13 protein-coding genes are annotated in these 16143 nt (G+C 69.2%); 9 read left to right on the top strand and 4 right to left on the bottom strand.

Going from position 1 to position 16143, the window contains the following annotated elements:
* Positions 1–23: 23 nt before the first annotated feature.
* The 3 genes from F627_RS0102390 to F627_RS0102400 all read right to left on the bottom strand — a co-directional run bounded on the left by F627_RS0102390 (position 24) and on the right by F627_RS0102400 (position 2202).
* Positions 24–236, bottom strand: a complete 213-nt coding sequence (locus F627_RS0102390; RefSeq protein ID WP_019583160.1) for a YjfB family protein — start codon at positions 234–236, stop codon at positions 24–26.
* Between the two features lie 558 nt (positions 237–794).
* A complete protein-coding gene (locus F627_RS0102395) occupies positions 795–1433 on the bottom strand; it encodes a YceI family protein (RefSeq protein ID WP_019583161.1) in 639 nt (212 codons plus the stop codon).
* A complete protein-coding gene (locus F627_RS0102400; RefSeq protein ID WP_026332002.1) occupies positions 1426–2202 on the bottom strand; it encodes a CDP-alcohol phosphatidyltransferase family protein in 777 nt (258 codons plus the stop codon). The genes F627_RS0102395 and F627_RS0102400 overlap by 8 nt, the downstream gene beginning before the upstream one ends.
* Positions 2203–2366: 164 nt before the next feature.
* Between F627_RS0102400 and F627_RS0102405 the strand changes: the two genes are divergently transcribed.
* From F627_RS0102405 to F627_RS0102425, 5 genes are all read left to right on the top strand, one after another.
* Complete coding sequence (locus tag F627_RS0102405; RefSeq protein ID WP_026332003.1) at positions 2367–3368, top strand: zinc-binding alcohol dehydrogenase; 1002 nt, start codon at positions 2367–2369, stop codon at positions 3366–3368.
* A gap of 29 nt (positions 3369–3397) precedes the next feature.
* Entirely contained in the window at positions 3398–3796 is a 399-nt protein-coding gene (locus F627_RS0102410) for a 6-carboxytetrahydropterin synthase (protein ID WP_018876148.1), read from the top strand.
* Between the two features lie 307 nt (positions 3797–4103).
* Positions 4104–5138, top strand: coding sequence for a glycosyltransferase (locus tag F627_RS0102415; RefSeq protein ID WP_018877909.1), 1035 nt, complete (start codon positions 4104–4106; stop codon positions 5136–5138).
* Positions 5135–5956 (top strand): hypothetical protein, encoded by an 822-nt coding sequence (locus tag F627_RS0102420; RefSeq protein ID WP_018876150.1) that lies wholly within the window; start codon positions 5135–5137, stop codon positions 5954–5956. Before F627_RS0102415 ends, F627_RS0102420 begins: the two co-directional genes overlap by 4 nt.
* Before the next feature lie 96 nt (positions 5957–6052).
* Positions 6053–6721, top strand: a complete 669-nt coding sequence (locus F627_RS0102425; protein WP_018866457.1) for a hypothetical protein — start codon at positions 6053–6055, stop codon at positions 6719–6721.
* A gap of 103 nt (positions 6722–6824) precedes the next feature.
* Here F627_RS0102425 and F627_RS0102430 read toward each other — a convergent pair whose 3' ends face one another.
* Positions 6825–8216 carry a sigma-54-dependent Fis family transcriptional regulator gene (locus F627_RS0102430; protein ID WP_018876151.1) on the bottom strand — a complete coding sequence of 464 codons (1392 nt, stop codon included), beginning with the start codon at positions 8214–8216 and terminating at the stop codon, positions 6825–6827.
* Between the two features lie 430 nt (positions 8217–8646).
* On the opposite strand from F627_RS0102430, the gene F627_RS0102435 reads away from it, so the two are divergent.
* The 4 genes from F627_RS0102435 to F627_RS0102450 all read left to right on the top strand — a co-directional run bounded on the left by F627_RS0102435 (position 8647) and on the right by F627_RS0102450 (position 16073).
* Complete coding sequence (locus F627_RS0102435) at positions 8647–9855, top strand: efflux RND transporter periplasmic adaptor subunit (RefSeq protein ID WP_019583164.1); 1209 nt, start codon at positions 8647–8649, stop codon at positions 9853–9855.
* Between the two features lie 128 nt (positions 9856–9983).
* Positions 9984–14255 (top strand): efflux RND transporter permease subunit, encoded by a 4272-nt coding sequence (locus tag F627_RS0102440; protein WP_019583165.1) that lies wholly within the window; start codon positions 9984–9986, stop codon positions 14253–14255.
* Positions 14256–14286: 31 nt separating this feature from the next.
* Positions 14287–15018 (top strand): hypothetical protein, encoded by a 732-nt coding sequence (locus F627_RS0102445; RefSeq protein ID WP_019583166.1) that lies wholly within the window; start codon positions 14287–14289, stop codon positions 15016–15018.
* A 602-nt stretch (positions 15019–15620) separates the two neighbouring features.
* Positions 15621–16073, top strand: coding sequence for a sulfur globule family protein (locus tag F627_RS0102450; protein ID WP_018876155.1), 453 nt, complete (start codon positions 15621–15623; stop codon positions 16071–16073).
* Positions 16074–16143 lie beyond the last annotated feature (70 nt).

The raw sequence follows: 16143 nt of genomic DNA on the forward strand, positions 1-16143 counted from the left end.
CTGGACGGACAGTTGGTAACGTCTCAGGCGGTCGTGTTGATGTTGGTGCCGACGTTGTCCGGCAGACCCTGAGTGGCGGCCTGCATCTCGCCGATGTCGGGCATGGCCTGCAGCATCGACTGAGCCGCCATCTCCTGCGACTCCATCGTCTTCTTCTGCACGGCCACATCCTTCTGCATGGCCACCTGCTGCTGGCTGTTCTGCGTGGCCATCGCGGCAATCGCGCTTGCGTCCATCTCGTACTCCCGGTTCTGAATGTGCAGGCCCGTTGCACTCGATAGGGGGAACGGGCCTGTCCCCGGTGACGGCTGAATCCCCGCAGACTTGAGCCCCCGAACCGGATTTTTTTCAGAAGGTTCCTGTTCTACGGCACCATCGCCGTGCGACCGGGCTCCCCGCCCTTCTCCATACCCTGGCTGGTTCGATCTGCCCTGGCCCTTCCTTCGTATCTTCGTGCCCTTCGTGGTGAACAGCATCCTTGACCTTCAATGGGCGTTTCGCTCGCCTCGTCCGCATCCTGCCCATTTCGGGGCGATCGCGACCTGCGCCTTCGGGGTGCGCGGTGACATGGGTGCCAGGGTCCGGAGATCCCGGCTCTTCGCTTCACTGCGGCCGGGGTGACGGGGGAGTGTTGCCCCGTGCCCCGCGATCACCCGTCAGCAACGTCGGCTCCAGCGCGTCGCCCTGTAGTCAGTCCTTCTCCGTGTCCTCTGTGCCCTCCGTGGTGCAATCCGCCCTGGCCCTTCTTCGTGCCTTCGTGTGCTTCGTGGTGAATACATTCAGTCGGCGGGGCGTTACTGGCGCTGGGCCTCGAACTCGATGATCAGTTCGACTTCGTCGCCGACGATGTCGCGGGTCAGGCCGTAGGTCATGCCGAAGTCGGAGCGGTTGAAGCTGCCGCGCATCGACGCACCGAGAACGTACGGTCGGCCGAACAGGCCGCCGAGCGGGAACGGGTAGCGCCCGACCTTGTTGATCGTCACGTCGAGGTGGATGGTGCGGGTCTCGCCCAGCAGCTCGAGCCCGCCGCTGAGGCGCCCGGTGTTCTCGCCGGTCGGCTCGTAGCGCGTGGCGGTAAAGCGCATCTCCGGGTATTCCTCGACGTTCAGGAAGTCCTCGTTGCGCAGGTGGTCGTCGCGCTCGGCGTGGTTGGTGAACACGCTGTCGGTCTGGATGACGAAGTAGCCGTCACCCAGCTCGCCCGTGTCGGGGTCGAAGACGAACTCGCCCTCGGCCTCCAGGAACATGCCCAGGACCTTGGCATAGCCGGCATGATCGACCAGGAAGCCGACCGCGAAGTGGTCGGGGTCGATGACCCAGCGGTCGGCATCGGCCAGGGCCTGCGCGGGCAGCGCGAGGGCCGTGGCCAGCAGGCCACCCAGCAGCAGGCGGCGCAGGCGGGCGGGGCGGCGGTTGTTGCGGGCGTCAGTCATGACACACCTCCGGTCGGTGGCGGTACAGCCAGTGGATATCCACGGCAAAGGACAGGCCCAGAGCCAGCAGGCCGGCCAGGGCGATGGTGATGGCGGCGGGTGCGGGCAGGCCGGGGATCAGGACCAGTAGCAGGACCACGGTCTGCAACACGCAGACGGCCTGGCGGCGCCGGCTGGGCGGCAGCGGTGCGGCCAGCCAGGGCAGGGGGCGGGCGGCCAGCACGAAGGCGTAGCGCATCAGGCCGATCAGGATCACCCAAGGGCCGACCGCCGTCATCTGCCAGGCGAGGATCGACAGGGCGAGGATCATGGCGGCGTCCAGCTCCATGTCGAAGCGGGCGCCGAACGCGGTGGCGCTGTCCGTGCGGCGCGCGACGGCCCCGTCCACCCCGTCCAGCACCAGTGCCAGGCCCGCGAGGGCGATCACCCACAGCGCCAGCACCGGCTCGTCCGGGGTAGGGGCGGCCAGGACCAGGCCGCCGAGCGGGGCGGTCAGGGCGGCGCGCAGGAGCGTGACCCGGTTGGCCGGGCCAGGGCCGCGCCCGGCGGGCGCCACTCCGGTCGCCGGGGTGCGGCTGGCGAGGATGGCACCCAGCACCAGCCAGAGCGTGACGAAACCGGCGACGGTTGGCAGGCTCGTGGGCGCGTGCCAAACCAGTGCACCGGTTACGGCGAGGCCGGCCAGGCCCGCGAGCAGCCAGTCGGTCGCCCAGACCCGCAGGCCGGCCTGCAGGCGCAACGGGAAAGGCTTGGCGGGGGAAGACTCCATGCGGGGATTGTAGCGCTCCGTTGGCGATCGTCCTGGGGGCGCGCGGGTGGCACGCCCTGGTCTTGCGACCATGCGGGGCACCGGGAGTTGCCGGTCGCTGCGCCCTTCGCCCAAACTGCACGGATGATCACGTGGCAGCGCACCCCGTTTCCGGGCCCCTCCCGGTGAGCACGGCCGACTCCGAACAGGCGTTCTGGGTCACCGGTCCGGGCACGGGCGCGTTGCGCCCGGAGGCGCTGGCGGAGCCAGGCCCGGACGTGGTGCGGGTGCGCACGCAGTTCTCGGCGATCAGCCGCGGGACCGAGTCGCTGGTGTTCCACGGTCGGGTGCCGGAGAGCCAGTATCAGGCGATGCGCGCGCCGTTCCAGGCGGGCGAATTCCCGTGGCCGGTGAAGTACGGCTACATCAGTGTCGGCACGGTCGAGGCGGGCGGCGCGGCGCACGGGCTGGGCGGGCAACGGGTGTTCTGCCTGTATCCGCATCAAAGCGCCTACACGGTGCCGGCCGCCGCGGTGGTGCCGATACCGGATGCCGTGCCTTCGGGGCGCGCGGTGCTGGCGGCCAACATGGAAACGGCCATCAACGCGGTCTGGGATCTGCAACCGGGTCCGGGGGATCGCCTCGCGGTGATCGGCGCCGGCGTGGTGGGCCTGCTGGTGGCCGGGCTGCTGCGGGCGATCCCGGGCACTGAGGTCACGCTGATCGACCCCAATCCCGCCCGTGAACCCGTGGCGGCGGCGCTGGGATTGTCGCTCTGCACGCCGGAGGCGGCGCGGGGGAACCCGGAGCTGCAGGGGCTGGACGGGGTGGTTCATGCCAGCGGCAACCCGGCCGGGCTGGCGCAGGCCCTGGCGCTGGCCGGGGTCGAGGCGCGGGTGGTGGAGATGAGCTGGTACGGCGACCAGCCGGTGCCGGCACCACTGGGCGAGGCGTTCCATTCGCGGCGGCTCACACTGCGCAGCTCGCAGGTGGGGCGTATCCCGCCGGAGCGCGCGGCGCGCTGGGATTACCGTCGCCGCCTGGCGCTTGCATTGTCCCTGCTGGCCGATCCGGCACTCGATGCGCTGATTACCGGCGAGGATGCCTTCGCCGACCTGCCCGCGGCGATGGCCCGCGTCACGGGGCCCGAGGCCGCCCGCACCCTTTGCCACCGCATCCGCTACTGATCCTTTACTTCCAGACGGGGAACCACCCGATGTACAGCCTGAACGTGCGTGACCACTTCATGATTGCTCACAGCTTCGCCGGCGAGACCTTTGGCCCGGCGCAGAAGCTGCACGGCGCGACCTATGTGGTCGATGTCACCTTCCGCCGCCGGGCGCTGGACGCGGACGGACTGGTGGTGGATATCGGCCGCGCCAGCGAGGTCGTGAAGGCCCTTCTGGCGGATCTCAATTACCAGAACCTGGACGAGCGCGAGGAGTTTCGCGGCCAGAACACGACCACCGAGTTTCTGGCCCACGCGCTGCACCAGCGCGTGGCAAGCGCCATCCATGCCGGCGAGCTGGGCGAGTCCGCGCGCGAGCTGGATGCGGTGTGCGTAACGCTGAACGAGTCGCATATTGCCTGGGCCAGCTACGAGGCCGCGCCCTGAGCGGAATGCGCGAACAAGGGAAACACTGATTAATGTGCACGCCCGCGTTGGTACCCCAGGTTTTCCGAGACAAGGCGCGGTGCGCAGCCGGTAGTGGTTCTACCGGCAAGCGTCGCAACGCAGGATCGGGGAATCTGGGGTACCAACCCCAAGGGGCTCGGCCGCCCGTTGCTATCAAAAACGGGCGCGCGCACAGCGTTGCGGTTCCCTTGTGCAGAATGACTGCACGGCGGTCACCGCGCATTAAACGCACGCAAAAGCGACTCGAGCGCGAGCGGGCACATTGATCAGTGTTTCCCTAGCGTTCGTGGTTCCGGGCGCGCTGGATCAGCGTACCGGGGGCTATCGCTACGACGCGCGCATGGTCGCGGGTCTGCGGGCGCGCGGCTGGCGGGTCGCGGTCCACGAACTGGACGGTTGCTTCCCGGGGCCGGATCCCGAGGCCGCGGCGGCGCTGGATACCGCGCTTGCGGGCATTCCCGATGCCGGGGGTGTGCTGCTGGACGGACTGGCGGCGGGGGCCTTCCCCGAGGTGCTGGCCCGACATGCTGTGCGCTTGCGCCTGATCTACCTGCTGCATCATCCGCTGGGGCTGGAGACCGGCCTGGCGCCGGCGCGGTCGGAGGACCTGCTCGCGCGGGAGCGCGCTGCCCTCGGGCACGTGCGGGGTGTGGTCGCGACCAGTGCCTTTACGGCGGGGCAGGTGGCCGCCTGGGGCATGCCCCCGGAGCGACTGCAGGCGATCCCGCCCGGCGTCGAGGCGCGCCCGCCTGCGACCGGTCCGGCGCCCGGCGCGCCGCGGCTGTTGCTCTGCGTGGGGACGGTGGTCCCGCGCAAGGGGCAGCTGGAACTGGTGCAGGCCCTGGCCCGGCTTGAGGCCGAGAACTGGCGGGCGGTGCTGGTGGGCGCGCGCGATCGGGATGCGGCGTATGCCCGGCGGGTGGAGACGGCGATCGCGGCGGCCGGGCTGGAGGGTCGCATCGAATGGGCCGGCGAGTGCGACGATGCGATGCTGGAGGGCTGGTACGCGCAGGCGTCGGTGTTCGTCCTGCCCAGTGTCTACGAGGGTTTTGGCATGGCCTACACCGAGGCCATGGCCCGAGGGCTTCCGGTGATCGGGACCACTGGTGGTGCGATCCCGGGGACCGTCCCCGAGGCCGCCGGGCGTCTGGTGCCGCCGGGTGATATCGGGGCGCTGGCTGGGGCCATCGAGGGATTGTTGCGCGACCCGCGGGGGCGCGAACGGATGGGCCGGGCGGCCCGCGCGGCCATGACGGAACGACCGGACTGGGACGGTGCGGTGGCCGCGCTGGAGCGAACGCTGGAGGACTGGCTGCGATGACCGAGACCTTCGACGCCGACTGGCTCGCCCTGCGCGAACCCGCGGATCACGCGGCGCGCTCGGACGCGCTGGTTGCGATGCTGGGCGCGGCGCTGGCCGGCCGGGTGACGGGGGATGCCCTGAGGGTCACCGATCTTGGCAGCGGGACCGGCTCCAACCTGCGCTATCTCGCGCCCCGGCTGCCGACCCCGCAACACTGGCGGCTGGTGGATCACGATAAGGGGTTGCTGCAGCGCGCGGCGGCCCCGGGCCCCGGGGTCGCGCTCGAGCGGCGGGTGACCGATCTGGCGGCAGACCCGGCGGCGGCGCTCGCGGGGGACGAGCCGCTGGTGACGGCGGCGGCGTTGCTGGATCTGGTGTCCGAAGCCTGGCTTGCCCGGCTGCTGGAGGGCTGTGCCCGCCAGGGGACGGCGGTCCTGTTCGCGCTGAGCTATGACGGGCGGATCCGCTGGTCGGATCCGCAGCCCCTGGATGCCGAGCTGGAGGATGCGGTGAATCGGCATCAGCGTTCGGACAAGGGCCTGGGGCCGGCGCTGGGCCCGACCGCCGCGTCGGTCTGCGCGGCCCGGCTCGAGGCGCACGGGCATCGCGTGGAAACGCGCGCGAGCGACTGGCGCCTGGATGCCGGGCAGGCGAAGCTGGGGGCGGCCCTGATCGACGGTTGGGTGGATGCGGCCTGCGAGGTCGTGCCAGATCGCGCGGCCGCGTTGCAGGCCTGGGGCGAGTCGCGGGCACGCGCCCTTGCCCGGGGCGAGGTCGAGCTGGTGGTCGGTCACCAGGACGTGCTGGGATTGCCGCCGGCTTGGGCGCGCGGGTGAATCGCGGGGTTCGGCAGGAAATCCCGGTACCCGTTTCGCTGGACGTTGAACCCGTGCAGGATAGAATCGGACGGGGATAACCGGAAAAGGTGAGGCATGGAACAGGCAGATAACAAGCAGAGAAGTTTCCTGAGTCGCTGGTGGATCCTGATCGTGATCGTGCTGTGGCTGATCGCCTGGTCGGCGCGGGACGTGCTGGCGCCCAGCGTGGAGGCGGTGCCGGAGGACGAAGACGTCGAGGCCGTGGCCGTGGCGGAGGATGATCCGGCGGCCGAGTCGCGCACGCCCGCGAGCCCGCCGCGCGAGGGCCGCCTGTCGGAGGGCGATATGGACCCGATGACCGGCGAGGCCTACGAGCGCGACGACGACACCGGCATGCATCGGCCGATTCCGGACCCGCGGGAGCAGCCGCGCACCACGGCCGACGGCGAGCCGGTGAGCGAGGAGCAGGTCGCGCGCCAGGTGCAGGAGGCGCTGGAGAACGGTCGCGCCGCGTACTGGAGTGACGGGCCGGAGGCTGCGGCTGCTGTCCTGCGGACCGCGCTGGCGGACATTCCGGCGACGGCCGCTCAGCGTGCCGACCTCTACGGCGAGCTGGGCAACGCCCTCTATGCTGCGGGGGATGCCCGCGGGGCCATGCGGGCATGGGACAGCGCCCTGGACCTGCTGCCCGCCGGCGAGCGACGCGTGATGGTCGAGCGCCTGGCGCCGGTGTATGACCGTCACCACCGGGACGGGGCGCGTCACCTGCGCCAGTTCCGGTAGTAGCGATCCCGGGCCGCCGTGCCCGGGCGATCAGAAAGGCCCCGGAGATGCACATCTCCGGGGCCTTTTGTCGTGTGGAGGCGCCGCGTCCGGCTAGTGCTCCTCAAACCAACTGGTAGCGGTGCAGCTTGCGCCACAGGGTACTGCGATCCATGCCGAGGGCGCGTGCGGTCTGCGAGCGGTTGCCGGCATGGGCCACCAGCGCCTCGCGCAGGCGCCGCGCCTCGGGATGTTCGCTGGCCTGGGTGCCATTGGCGCCAAGACTATTCGGCTCGGCACTGGCGGTGCGGCCGTGGTCATGCCCGTTGGTACGCGGGGCATGGATCGTGTCGCCCATGTCTGCATCCACCCGGATCGGCTGGGGCAGGGGGAAGTCGTCGACCTGGCCATCCCGGGCGTGCAGGGTCAGGCACTCGAAGACGTTCTCCAGTTCGCGGAAGTTGCCCGGCCAGGGGTGTTCCTGCAGCTTTTCCTTCAGATGGGGCGCGATGCGGATGCCGTGATGCACCTCGTAGGCCTGCAGCGTGGCCGCGAGATCGCGGGGACGATCGCGTAGCGGCGGGATGTCCACTGTTGCGACGGCCAGTCGGTAGAAGAGGTCGGTGCGGAATTCGCCGGCCTCCACCTGGCTGCGCAGATCCTGGTTCGACGCGGCGAGAATGCGCACGTCCACCTGCCGGGTGGTGTTCTCCCCCACGCGTTCGAAGGCGCCGTCCTGCACGGCGCGCAGCAGCTTGGCCTGCAGCCGCTGACTCATCTCCCCGATCTCGTCGAGAAACAGCGTGCCGCCATCGGCGGACTCGAAGCGCCCGATGCGGTCACTGACCGCCCCGGAGAAGGCACCCCGGGTATGACCGAAGAGCTCGGATTCGAGCAGTTCCTCGGGGATCGCCGCGCAGTTGATCTCGACAAACGGCGCCTCGGCGCGGCGGCTGGCCTGGTGGATCGCACGCGCCAGGCGGGTCTTGCCGGTGCCGGATTCGCCCAGCAGCATCACGCGCACATCGCTGGCGGCGACGCGCCGCGCGAACTGGAGGGTGGGGCGGCAATGGGCGTCATGGGAATGGAAGTGGCTGTCATCGAGTCCGTCCCGACCATCCTCGCTAACGGTCTCCACCGAGGTGGTGCGCCGGCGCTGCGGCTGCAGGGTGATCAGGCGCAGCGCGCGGGCGTCGTCGTTCAGGCGCAGGGGCTGGCTGATGACCTCCAGTGGCAGGGTCTCGTCCTCCAGTTCGGCCATCAGCGAGAAGTGCAGGGCGTGCGGGGTGCGGTTGGCGTCGGCGTCGTCGTCGCCGGCGGCGACGGCGGCCTCTTTCAGATGTGCCTCGAGATTCAGCGACCCGAGCTGGTCCAGGGTCAGGGGGGTATCCGGGGGGATTTGCAGGGTCTGGTGAAAGGCCGGGTTGGCGAACAGGACCCGGCCCCGGGTATCGCTGATGAGGTGTGGATCCCGACTGTGTCGGATGCAGATCTCGGCCAGTTCGGTTGTGGTCATCCCGCCTCCTTTTTCTTGTTGGAGGGGCCGGCGGCAGCGGGACGGTGTTGCAACACCCGGGGCCTCCTGCAACACCCGGGAATCCCCCGTTTCGCCAATCCCTGTCTCGGTTATAGCGCGAAACGGGGGTGTTGCAACAGGTGTGCCCTGAATATCAGCAAATCAGAATCAAGTGATTGATTTATAAGAATGTCACAATACTGGCATATACGTTGCTTGTAGTTCGGCATGAGTTCTTCTACATACTGGGATATGGATACCCGCTTCGGTGGTCATCCGGCTGACACCGGTCGCCGGACCAGGCTCGTTGCCGTTTCCCCCGGCAGTCGGTCGGCTGCGGCCCATCGTTTGCCCAGGCCCCGGCGCGTGCAGGCGCGCAGGCCCGGCACCCCCTCTCTCATCGCGGCATTCGGCGCGAGGTAGGACGATCATGATTGCTCGAGTCTCCCGACGCCTTCTGGCCCGGACCCTGCTGGGTGCGGCACTGGCACTGCCTCTGTGGGGCCTGTCGCTGGTGCATGCCTCCGGCCCCGTCCTCACGGTGGAGCCGGATCAGGCGGCCACCCAGACGGTCAGTGGCACGGTGATTCCCTTCCGCGAGGTCACGCTGACGGCGCAGTCCTCGGGGCGCGTGGTCGACGTAGCCGGTGCCGAGGGCGACCGTTTCGAACAGGGGACCGTGCTGGTAGCGATCAGCGATGACCGGCTGCGCGCCCAGCGCCAGGCGGCCGAGGCCGAGATGCGTACCGCCGAGGCTGCGATCCGCGAGGCCCAGATGCAGTACGGCCGCGAGATGATTTCGCCGCAGTCGCGCAACATCGGGCAGATGCCCGGCATGGGCGTGCCATCGATGTTCGACCAGATGTTTACCCAGCCGATGGGCCAGTTCATGGGCATGGGCGACCCCGCGCTGGACCGACGCACCGATCTCTACTCCCGCTACATCGGCGTGGACCAGGCCCAGGCGCGCTGGGAACAGGCCCGGGCCCGCGTGGCCGAGCTGGACGCCGCCATTCGCGACACCCGCTCCGAGGCCCCCTTTGACGGCCTGGTGATGCACAAGCACGTCGAAGAAGGCGACACCGTGCAGCCCGGGCAGCCTCTGGTCAGCTTTGGCCACGTCGAGTTCCTGCGCATCGAGGCCCAGGTGCCGGTGCGGCTGGTGAGCAGCCTGCAGGAAGACGACTACGTGCAGGTGCGGCTGGATACCGGCGACGAGGTGGAGGCCCGGGTCGCCCGGATCTTCCCCCTGGCCGATCCCCAGCGCCATACCGTGACCGTCAAATTCGATCTGCCCCAGGGCGTGCGCGGCGGGCCGGGCATGCATGCGGCGGTATATCTGCCGCAGGCCGGTACGCCGGGCAACCGCGTGGTGATCCCGCGTTCCGCCCTGATCCCGGGGGGCGCCTTGCCGCGGGTGGCCGTGCTGGACGGCGAGGGCCATGTGCGGGTGCGCATGGTGCGTCTTGGGGGTTCGCGCGGGGACCAGGTGGTGGTGACCTCCGGGCTGGAGCCGGGCATGCAGATCCTCGCGCGGCCGGGTGCCGGCGTGCGTTCCGGCCAGCCGGTCGGTGGACGCTCTCCGGATGCGGGCGCCGGGCGCCGCGGGGGTGACGCCGATCCCTGGAGCCGCATGTAGGGACGCCTCTCCGGCCCAAAACCGGATTCACAGCACCGGCAGGCGCCCCTGGCAGGCGCACCGGTGGCAAGGCGCCGCCCCTGGCGGTGCCCGGGACGCCAGACCGACAACAGGACCGTTCAAGCTCGATGGCCGAAGACGACAGACAATCCGAGACCGGTTTCCGGCAGAAGCACGGCGACCCCGGCATTGCCGGGCGCATGGCGGCGGCGTTTATCCATTCGCCGCTGTCGCCGCTGCTGCTGCTGGCCAGTATCGCGATCGGCATCCTCGGCCTGATGGTGACGCCGCGCCAGGAGGATCCGCAGATCTCCGTGCCGATGGTGGACATCATGGTGTCCTACCCGGGTGTGCCTTCGGAGCAGGTGGCGAGCCTGGCGGCGCGGCCGCTGGAGCGGCTGATGAGCGAGCTTTCCGGGGTCGACAACGTCTACTCCGTATCGCATCGCGGCGAGGCGATGGTGACCGTGCAGTTCGATGTCGGCGAGGACATGGAGTCCTCGATCGTCAAGGTGCACGACAAGCTGTTTGCCAATCGTGACCTGATGCCGCCGGGTGTGAGCGAGCCGATGGTCAAGGCCAAGGGCGCGGATGATGTGCCGGTGGTGAACCTGACTTTCTGGTCGCACGAGGTGGATGATGCCCTGCTGCGCCAAATCGCGCTGGATGCGCAGCAGCAGCTGAACGAGGTCCCCGATACCAGTCAGAGCTTCGTGGTCAGCGGGCGCGAGGAGCGCCTGCGCATCGAGGTGCAGCCGGAGCGCCTGGCCGGGTTCGATGTCAGTCTGGACCAGATCGCACAGGCCGTGCAGTCGGCGAATGTCGAGGGCGCCGCCGGACGCATCGAGAGCGACGGCCTGAGCACCGCGGTGTACACCGGGCGGTTCTTTACCGGGGCGGCGGATCTGGAGCAGCTGCTGGTGGCGGTCAGTGACGGTCAGCCGGTGTATCTGCGTGACGTGGCGGAGGTGACCTACGGACCGGGCGAGGTGGACCGCTTCGTGCGGCACTACTCCGGGCCGGCCGCCGTGGATCCGGACGCGGCGCCGGAGGGCGCGGCGGCGGTGACCCTGGCGATCGCCAAGAAGCCCGGCAGCAACGGCGTGACCGTGGCCAACAATGTCCTCGAACGTCTCGAACGCCTGAAGGGCAGTGTGATCCCGGACAACGTCGAGGTCGCGGTCTCGCGCGACTACGGCAAGACCGCCAACGAGAAGGTCAACGAACTGATCTTCAAGCTGTTCATCGCGACCTTCGCGGTGACCATCCTGGTCGGGCTGTTCCTCGGGATCCGCGCCGCGCTGGTGGTGCTGATCGTGATTCCGGTGGTGATCCTGTTCACCGTGTTCAGCGCCTGGGTCCTGGGCTATACCATCGATCGCGTCAGCCTGTTCGCGCTGATCTTCTCCATCGGCATCCTGGTGGACGATGCCATCGTGGTGGTGGAGAACATCTACCGACGCTGGCTGATGAAGCGCGGCATCGATACCGAGACCTCGGTAGATGCGGTGCGCGAGGTCGGCAATCCGACCATCCTGGCCACCTTCACCGTGATCGCGGCGCTGCTGCCGATGGGCTTCGTCTCCGGGATGATGGGCCCGTACATGCAGCCGATCCCGGTGCTGGGTTCCGTGGCCATGCTGTTCTCGCTGGTCGCGGCCTTTGTCTTTACCCCGTGGCTGACCCAGCGCCTGCGCCCCAGCATGGCCTACCTCGAAAAGGCCACCGACAAGGAACACCGCCAGGCCGAGAAGCTGGGTCGGTTCTATCGCACGGCGATCCCGGGACTGGCCGACAACCCCGTGCGTGGCTATACCTTCCTGATCGGCGTGATCGTGATCTTCTTCCTGATGGTCAGCCTGTTCATGACCACCGATGTGCGCGTGAAGATGCTGCCGCTGGACAACAAGCCCGAGTTTCAGGTGGTGGTGAACTTCCCCGAGGGCACCGCCCTGACCGAGACCGCCACCCTGAGCCACGACATGGCACAGGTGCTGCGCGAGATGGACGAGGTGGTGGGCCTGCAGTCGTATGTTGGCACCGCGTCGCCGTTCAATTTCAACGGCCTGGTGCGCCACTACTACCTGCGTGACGAACCCTGGCAGGGGGATATCCAGGTGCAGCTGGTGGACAAGGGCGATCGCGGCCGCACCTCGCACGAGATCGCCACCGAGGCGCGCGAACGCCTGACCCCGATGGCCCGTGCCGCCGGTGCGCGCATCCAGGTGGTCGAGATGCCGCCGGGCCCGCCGGTGCTGCAGTCGGTAGTGGCCGAGGTCTACGGCCCCGACGCGGCAACCCGCCGCGCGGTCGCCCGTGATCTGGAAGGCATGTTCGCGAATGCCGAGCACGTAGCGGACGTGGACAGCTTCCTGCAGGCGCCGCACGACGTCTGGCACTTCGACGTGGATCGCGACAAGGCCCTGCGCCGCGGCGTGACCGTGGAGACCATCAACCGCACCCTGGAGACCGCAATCGGCGGGCAGATCCTGGGCGACGTGAAGGCGCAGTCGCTGGTTGAGCCGCATCTGATCGAGATGCGCCTGCCGATGGCCACGCGCAACGACATCCGGCAGCTGGAAATGCTGCCCGTGTTTACCCGGCAGGGCGGGTCCATCCCGCTGGCCGAGCTCGGCGAGTTTGTCCAGCGCCCGCAGGACGAGCCGATCTACCACAAGAACCTGCGTCCGGTGGAGTACGTGACCGGCGAGGTGGTCGGCCGCCTGGCCGCGCCGGTGTACGGGATGCTGGAGGTCCAGGAACAGCTGGAGGACTACCGGCTTCCGGATGGCAGCCAGGTGCAGCCGCACTGGCTCGGCCCGCCGCCAAATGACGATTCCACCGCGTTCGAGTGGGCCGGCGAGTGGACGGTGACCTACGAGACCTTCCGCGACATGGGCATCGCCTTCGCGATCGCGCTGATCCTGATCTACATGCTGGTGGTCTGGGAGTTCGGCAACTTCGTGCTGCCGGGCATCATCATGGCCCCGATCCCGCTGACCCTGATCGGGATCATCCCCGGCCACTGGCTGATGAACGCCGAGTTCACCGCGACCTCGATGATCGGCTTCATCGCACTCGCGGGCATCATCGTCCGAAACTCGATACTGCTGGTGGACTTCGGCCGCCAGGCGGTGGACGAGGGCCACGACGTGCGCGACGCGATGATCCTGGCCTGTCAGGCGCGTACCCGCCCGATCATTATCACCGCGCTGGCCCTGCTGGCCGGTTCCAGCGTGATCCTGTTCGATCCGATCTTCCAGGGCATGGCGATCTCGCTGATGTTCGGCACCGTGGTGGCCACCCTGCTGACCCTGCTGGTAATCCCGCTGGGCTGCATCTCCGGGCGCCGCGCCTTCTGCCCGACCAGCCTGGACGAAAACGGCGAGGCGGCTGCGGTGTGCGCGAACGGTAATGGCAACGGCAACGGCAATGGCCATGGCGGTGGGACTACCCCGGCTCCGGGCGCGACCGCCGGCGCCGCCGCGGGCAACGACCTCTTCGGCCCGCGCGAGGGCGGGCCGGTCACCCAGGCGGTGCAGTACGCCGGCCTGTACCTCAAGTGCCTGGCCCTGGCCTTCCTCGAGGGCCTGCGCGATCTCGCGTTCGCCCTGTGGCGCCTGATCCGGTCCTTGCTGGAGCGCCGTCGCGACGGTGGCGGCGGGCCGGGCGGCCCGTCGGGCGGCGGCTCCACCCCGGGCTTCGGTAGCGGTCCGGCGAGTGGCGGGCCGTCGGGTATGGGCTCCGGCCCGGCCGCCGGCAAGGCGCAGGATCGCCAATCGACCGGTGCCCCGGATTCGGATCCGGTTGCGCAGGCGCCCGAACCGGCGAGTCGTCCCGAAGAGCCGGAGCCCGCCGCCGAGCCCCGGAGCCCGGCGGCCCCGGCCACCGGCAACGCGGATGCGAAGGCCGACGCCGCCGAGAGCCCGAAGAAATCCACCTCCCGCGCCGGCGGGGCATCCCGCGCGGCGTCGGCGAAGGCGACGTCCGCGTCCGGGGCCACCGGCTCGCGGTCCGCGAAGGGCGGCTCCAGCCGTGCGACCGGCACGACCGGGGGCGGTGCAGCGGGTACGAAGACCGCGAAGAAGGCGTCCAGTGGCACGACGAAGACTCAGGCCAAGACGCAGACCAAGGCCAGGACGACCAGCGGCGGCGCGGGTAGCCCGGGCAAAGGGCGTGCGAGCACGTCCGGCCAGGCCACCAGCGGCCCCAAATCAAGTGGTGGCGCGGCGAACAAGCGCGCGGCGCCGGCGTCCAACAAGAAGACCGGCGGAACCACCAAATCCGCCTCGACCAGCAGCAAGACCGGCCGCAAGGACAGCGGCAGTGCCCCCAAGGGGGGTGGCAAGTCGGGTACGCCCGGCAAGGGCCGCGCCCGGCGCGGGATTCGACTCAAATGATCACGCAAGCAAGACCTCAAGGAGGTTCCCGATGAAGAAGCGATTCAACACCCGAACGATCGGTACCACGCTGGCCAGCGCCGCTGTGGCATCCGTGCTGGCCCTGGGCGTGGCCCAGGCCGACGAACAGCAGGAACAGGGCTACGGCCAGGGTCCGGCGATGGGCCAGCAGGGTCCGGTGCCCGGCCCCTACGGTCACGCCCCCTATGGCCAGGGCATGGGCATGCATCCCGGCGCCGGGATGATGCAGCAGCGCGAAGGCTCCGGTGACTTCAGCTTCGGCATGTCCGGGCGAGGCCATGGCCAGGGCTACGGCCGCGGGTATGGCGACGGCTATGGCCAGGGTCAGGGCTATGGTCGGGGCTATCCGGGCTACGGTCCGGGCTATGGCTATGGTCCCGGGTACGGGCCGGGGCATGACCAGGGCTACGGGCCCGGCCCGCAGCAGGGCGGCTTCGGCCATCCGGGGATGATGCAGCCGGGCTACGGCATGCAGCAGCGCCCGGGCTACGGCCAGATGCCGGAGTTCGATCCGGACAACCTGCCGGAGGACATGCCGGAAGAGATGCGCGAGCGCATTCAGGCGCAGCACGCCGAGCGCCAGGAGCGCATGGAAGAGATGCAGGCCATGCGCGAGGCACGCCAGAAGGCGATGGAGGCCGGCCGTGCCGCGTATGAAGAAGAGATGGAGCGCCAGCGCGAGCGCCGCATGGAGATGATGCGCGAGCGTCGTGAAGCCATGGAAGAAGGTGGCGGCTACTGATCCGCGGATCAGTGATTGCAAGGCGACGGGCGGGGGTGCCTGTCGCGGTGGAAGCGAGACGGAGGCGGTTCGCCATGCAGGGCAGGCAGTCCGGTCAATCGAAACGCACGCGAGTCAGCACGATCCCGATGCTCGGGGTTGTGCTGGCTGCGGGGTTCCTGTTGCCGGTCGCCGACCTGGCGGCGAGTGATCGCCACAACCCCTGGGCCTCCGGTTCGCCGGAGGTACAGCGCTCGGCCCCGGAACGCCCGCGCGGGCGCTTTCCGGACCGCGACTACGACCCGTCCCGACGGGCCGAATCGCGGCCCGCGCCCGGCGTGCCACCGCAGGGCCCCGCATACCCGGGCTATGGCCACGGGCCACAAGGGCCGTACGGAACCCCGGGTTCTCCGTCGTTCCACCCCCCTGGCGGGATGCCAGGAGGGTATCCATACGGATATCCGGGTTCGCCCGGATATCCGGGAATGGGCGGGCCGTTTTCGGCCTTCCCCTGGGGGATGGGCGGTTTTCCGTTCCCCTGACCGGTAAGGCGCGCATTCGGGAAGCCCTCCCCGCGTGCGCGCATTCAAATTGAGGGCATGACTCCTTCAGGAGGTAGCACCATGAACAAGTTCGTCAAGGCAGCAGTTCTCGCCGTTTCCCTGGGTGGCCTGGCCGCCCCGATGATGGCCTCCGCCCAGTGGGGCGGCCCCGGCTACGGGTATGGCCCCGGTCCGTATGGACCCGGCTATGGCTATGGTCCCAGCATGCCGTTCTTCGGTGGCCCGGGGTATGGCTCCGGCCGTAACTGGGGCATGGGCGACATGATGAGCGACATGATGGGCGACGGCTCCTTTGACTTCTCCGCCAGCGGTCGCGGTCGGGGTCACGGGTATGGCCATGGCTATGGTGACGGCTATGGCCGCGGCTATGGTTACGGCCATCCGGGTTACGGGTATGGTCCGGGCTATGGCTACGGCCCTGGCTACGGCTACGGCCCGCAGGGTTACGGCCCGCAGGGCTGGGGTCCGCAGGGTCAGATGCCCCAGCAACAGCAGCAGGGTCAGGGCAACTAAGTCCATCCCGCTGTTCGGGCCTGCCCGTTTCGGGCAGGCCCTTTTCCGGAGTGTTGCGGATTGACGGGTT

The organism is Thioalkalivibrio sp. ALE16 (genome assembly GCF_000381305.1).
Classification (GTDB): domain Bacteria; phylum Pseudomonadota; class Gammaproteobacteria; order Ectothiorhodospirales; family Ectothiorhodospiraceae; genus Thioalkalivibrio.

Excerpts from the sequence above, each read along its gene's own strand:
- F627_RS0102390 (WP_019583160.1), bottom strand. The coding sequence starts at position 236 with ATGGACGCAAGCGCGATTGCCGCGATGGCCACGCAGAACAGCCAGCAG.
- F627_RS0102395 (WP_019583161.1), bottom strand. The coding sequence starts at position 1,433 with ATGACTGACGCCCGCAACAACCGCCGCCCCGCCCGCCTGCGCCGCCTG.
- F627_RS0102400 (WP_026332002.1), bottom strand. The coding sequence starts at position 2,202 with ATGGAGTCTTCCCCCGCCAAGCCTTTCCCGTTGCGCCTGCAGGCCGGC.
- F627_RS0102410 (WP_018876148.1), top strand. The coding sequence starts at position 3,398 with ATGTACAGCCTGAACGTGCGTGACCACTTCATGATTGCTCACAGCTTC.
- F627_RS0102420 (WP_018876150.1), top strand. The coding sequence starts at position 5,135 with ATGACCGAGACCTTCGACGCCGACTGGCTCGCCCTGCGCGAACCCGCG.
- F627_RS0102425 (WP_018866457.1), top strand. The coding sequence starts at position 6,053 with ATGGAACAGGCAGATAACAAGCAGAGAAGTTTCCTGAGTCGCTGGTGG.
- F627_RS0102430 (WP_018876151.1), bottom strand. The coding sequence starts at position 8,216 with ATGACCACAACCGAACTGGCCGAGATCTGCATCCGACACAGTCGGGAT.
- F627_RS0102435 (WP_019583164.1), top strand. The coding sequence starts at position 8,647 with ATGATTGCTCGAGTCTCCCGACGCCTTCTGGCCCGGACCCTGCTGGGT.
- F627_RS0102440 (WP_019583165.1), top strand. The coding sequence starts at position 9,984 with ATGGCCGAAGACGACAGACAATCCGAGACCGGTTTCCGGCAGAAGCAC.
- F627_RS0102445 (WP_019583166.1), top strand. The coding sequence starts at position 14,287 with ATGAAGAAGCGATTCAACACCCGAACGATCGGTACCACGCTGGCCAGC.
- F627_RS0102450 (WP_018876155.1), top strand. The coding sequence starts at position 15,621 with ATGAACAAGTTCGTCAAGGCAGCAGTTCTCGCCGTTTCCCTGGGTGGC.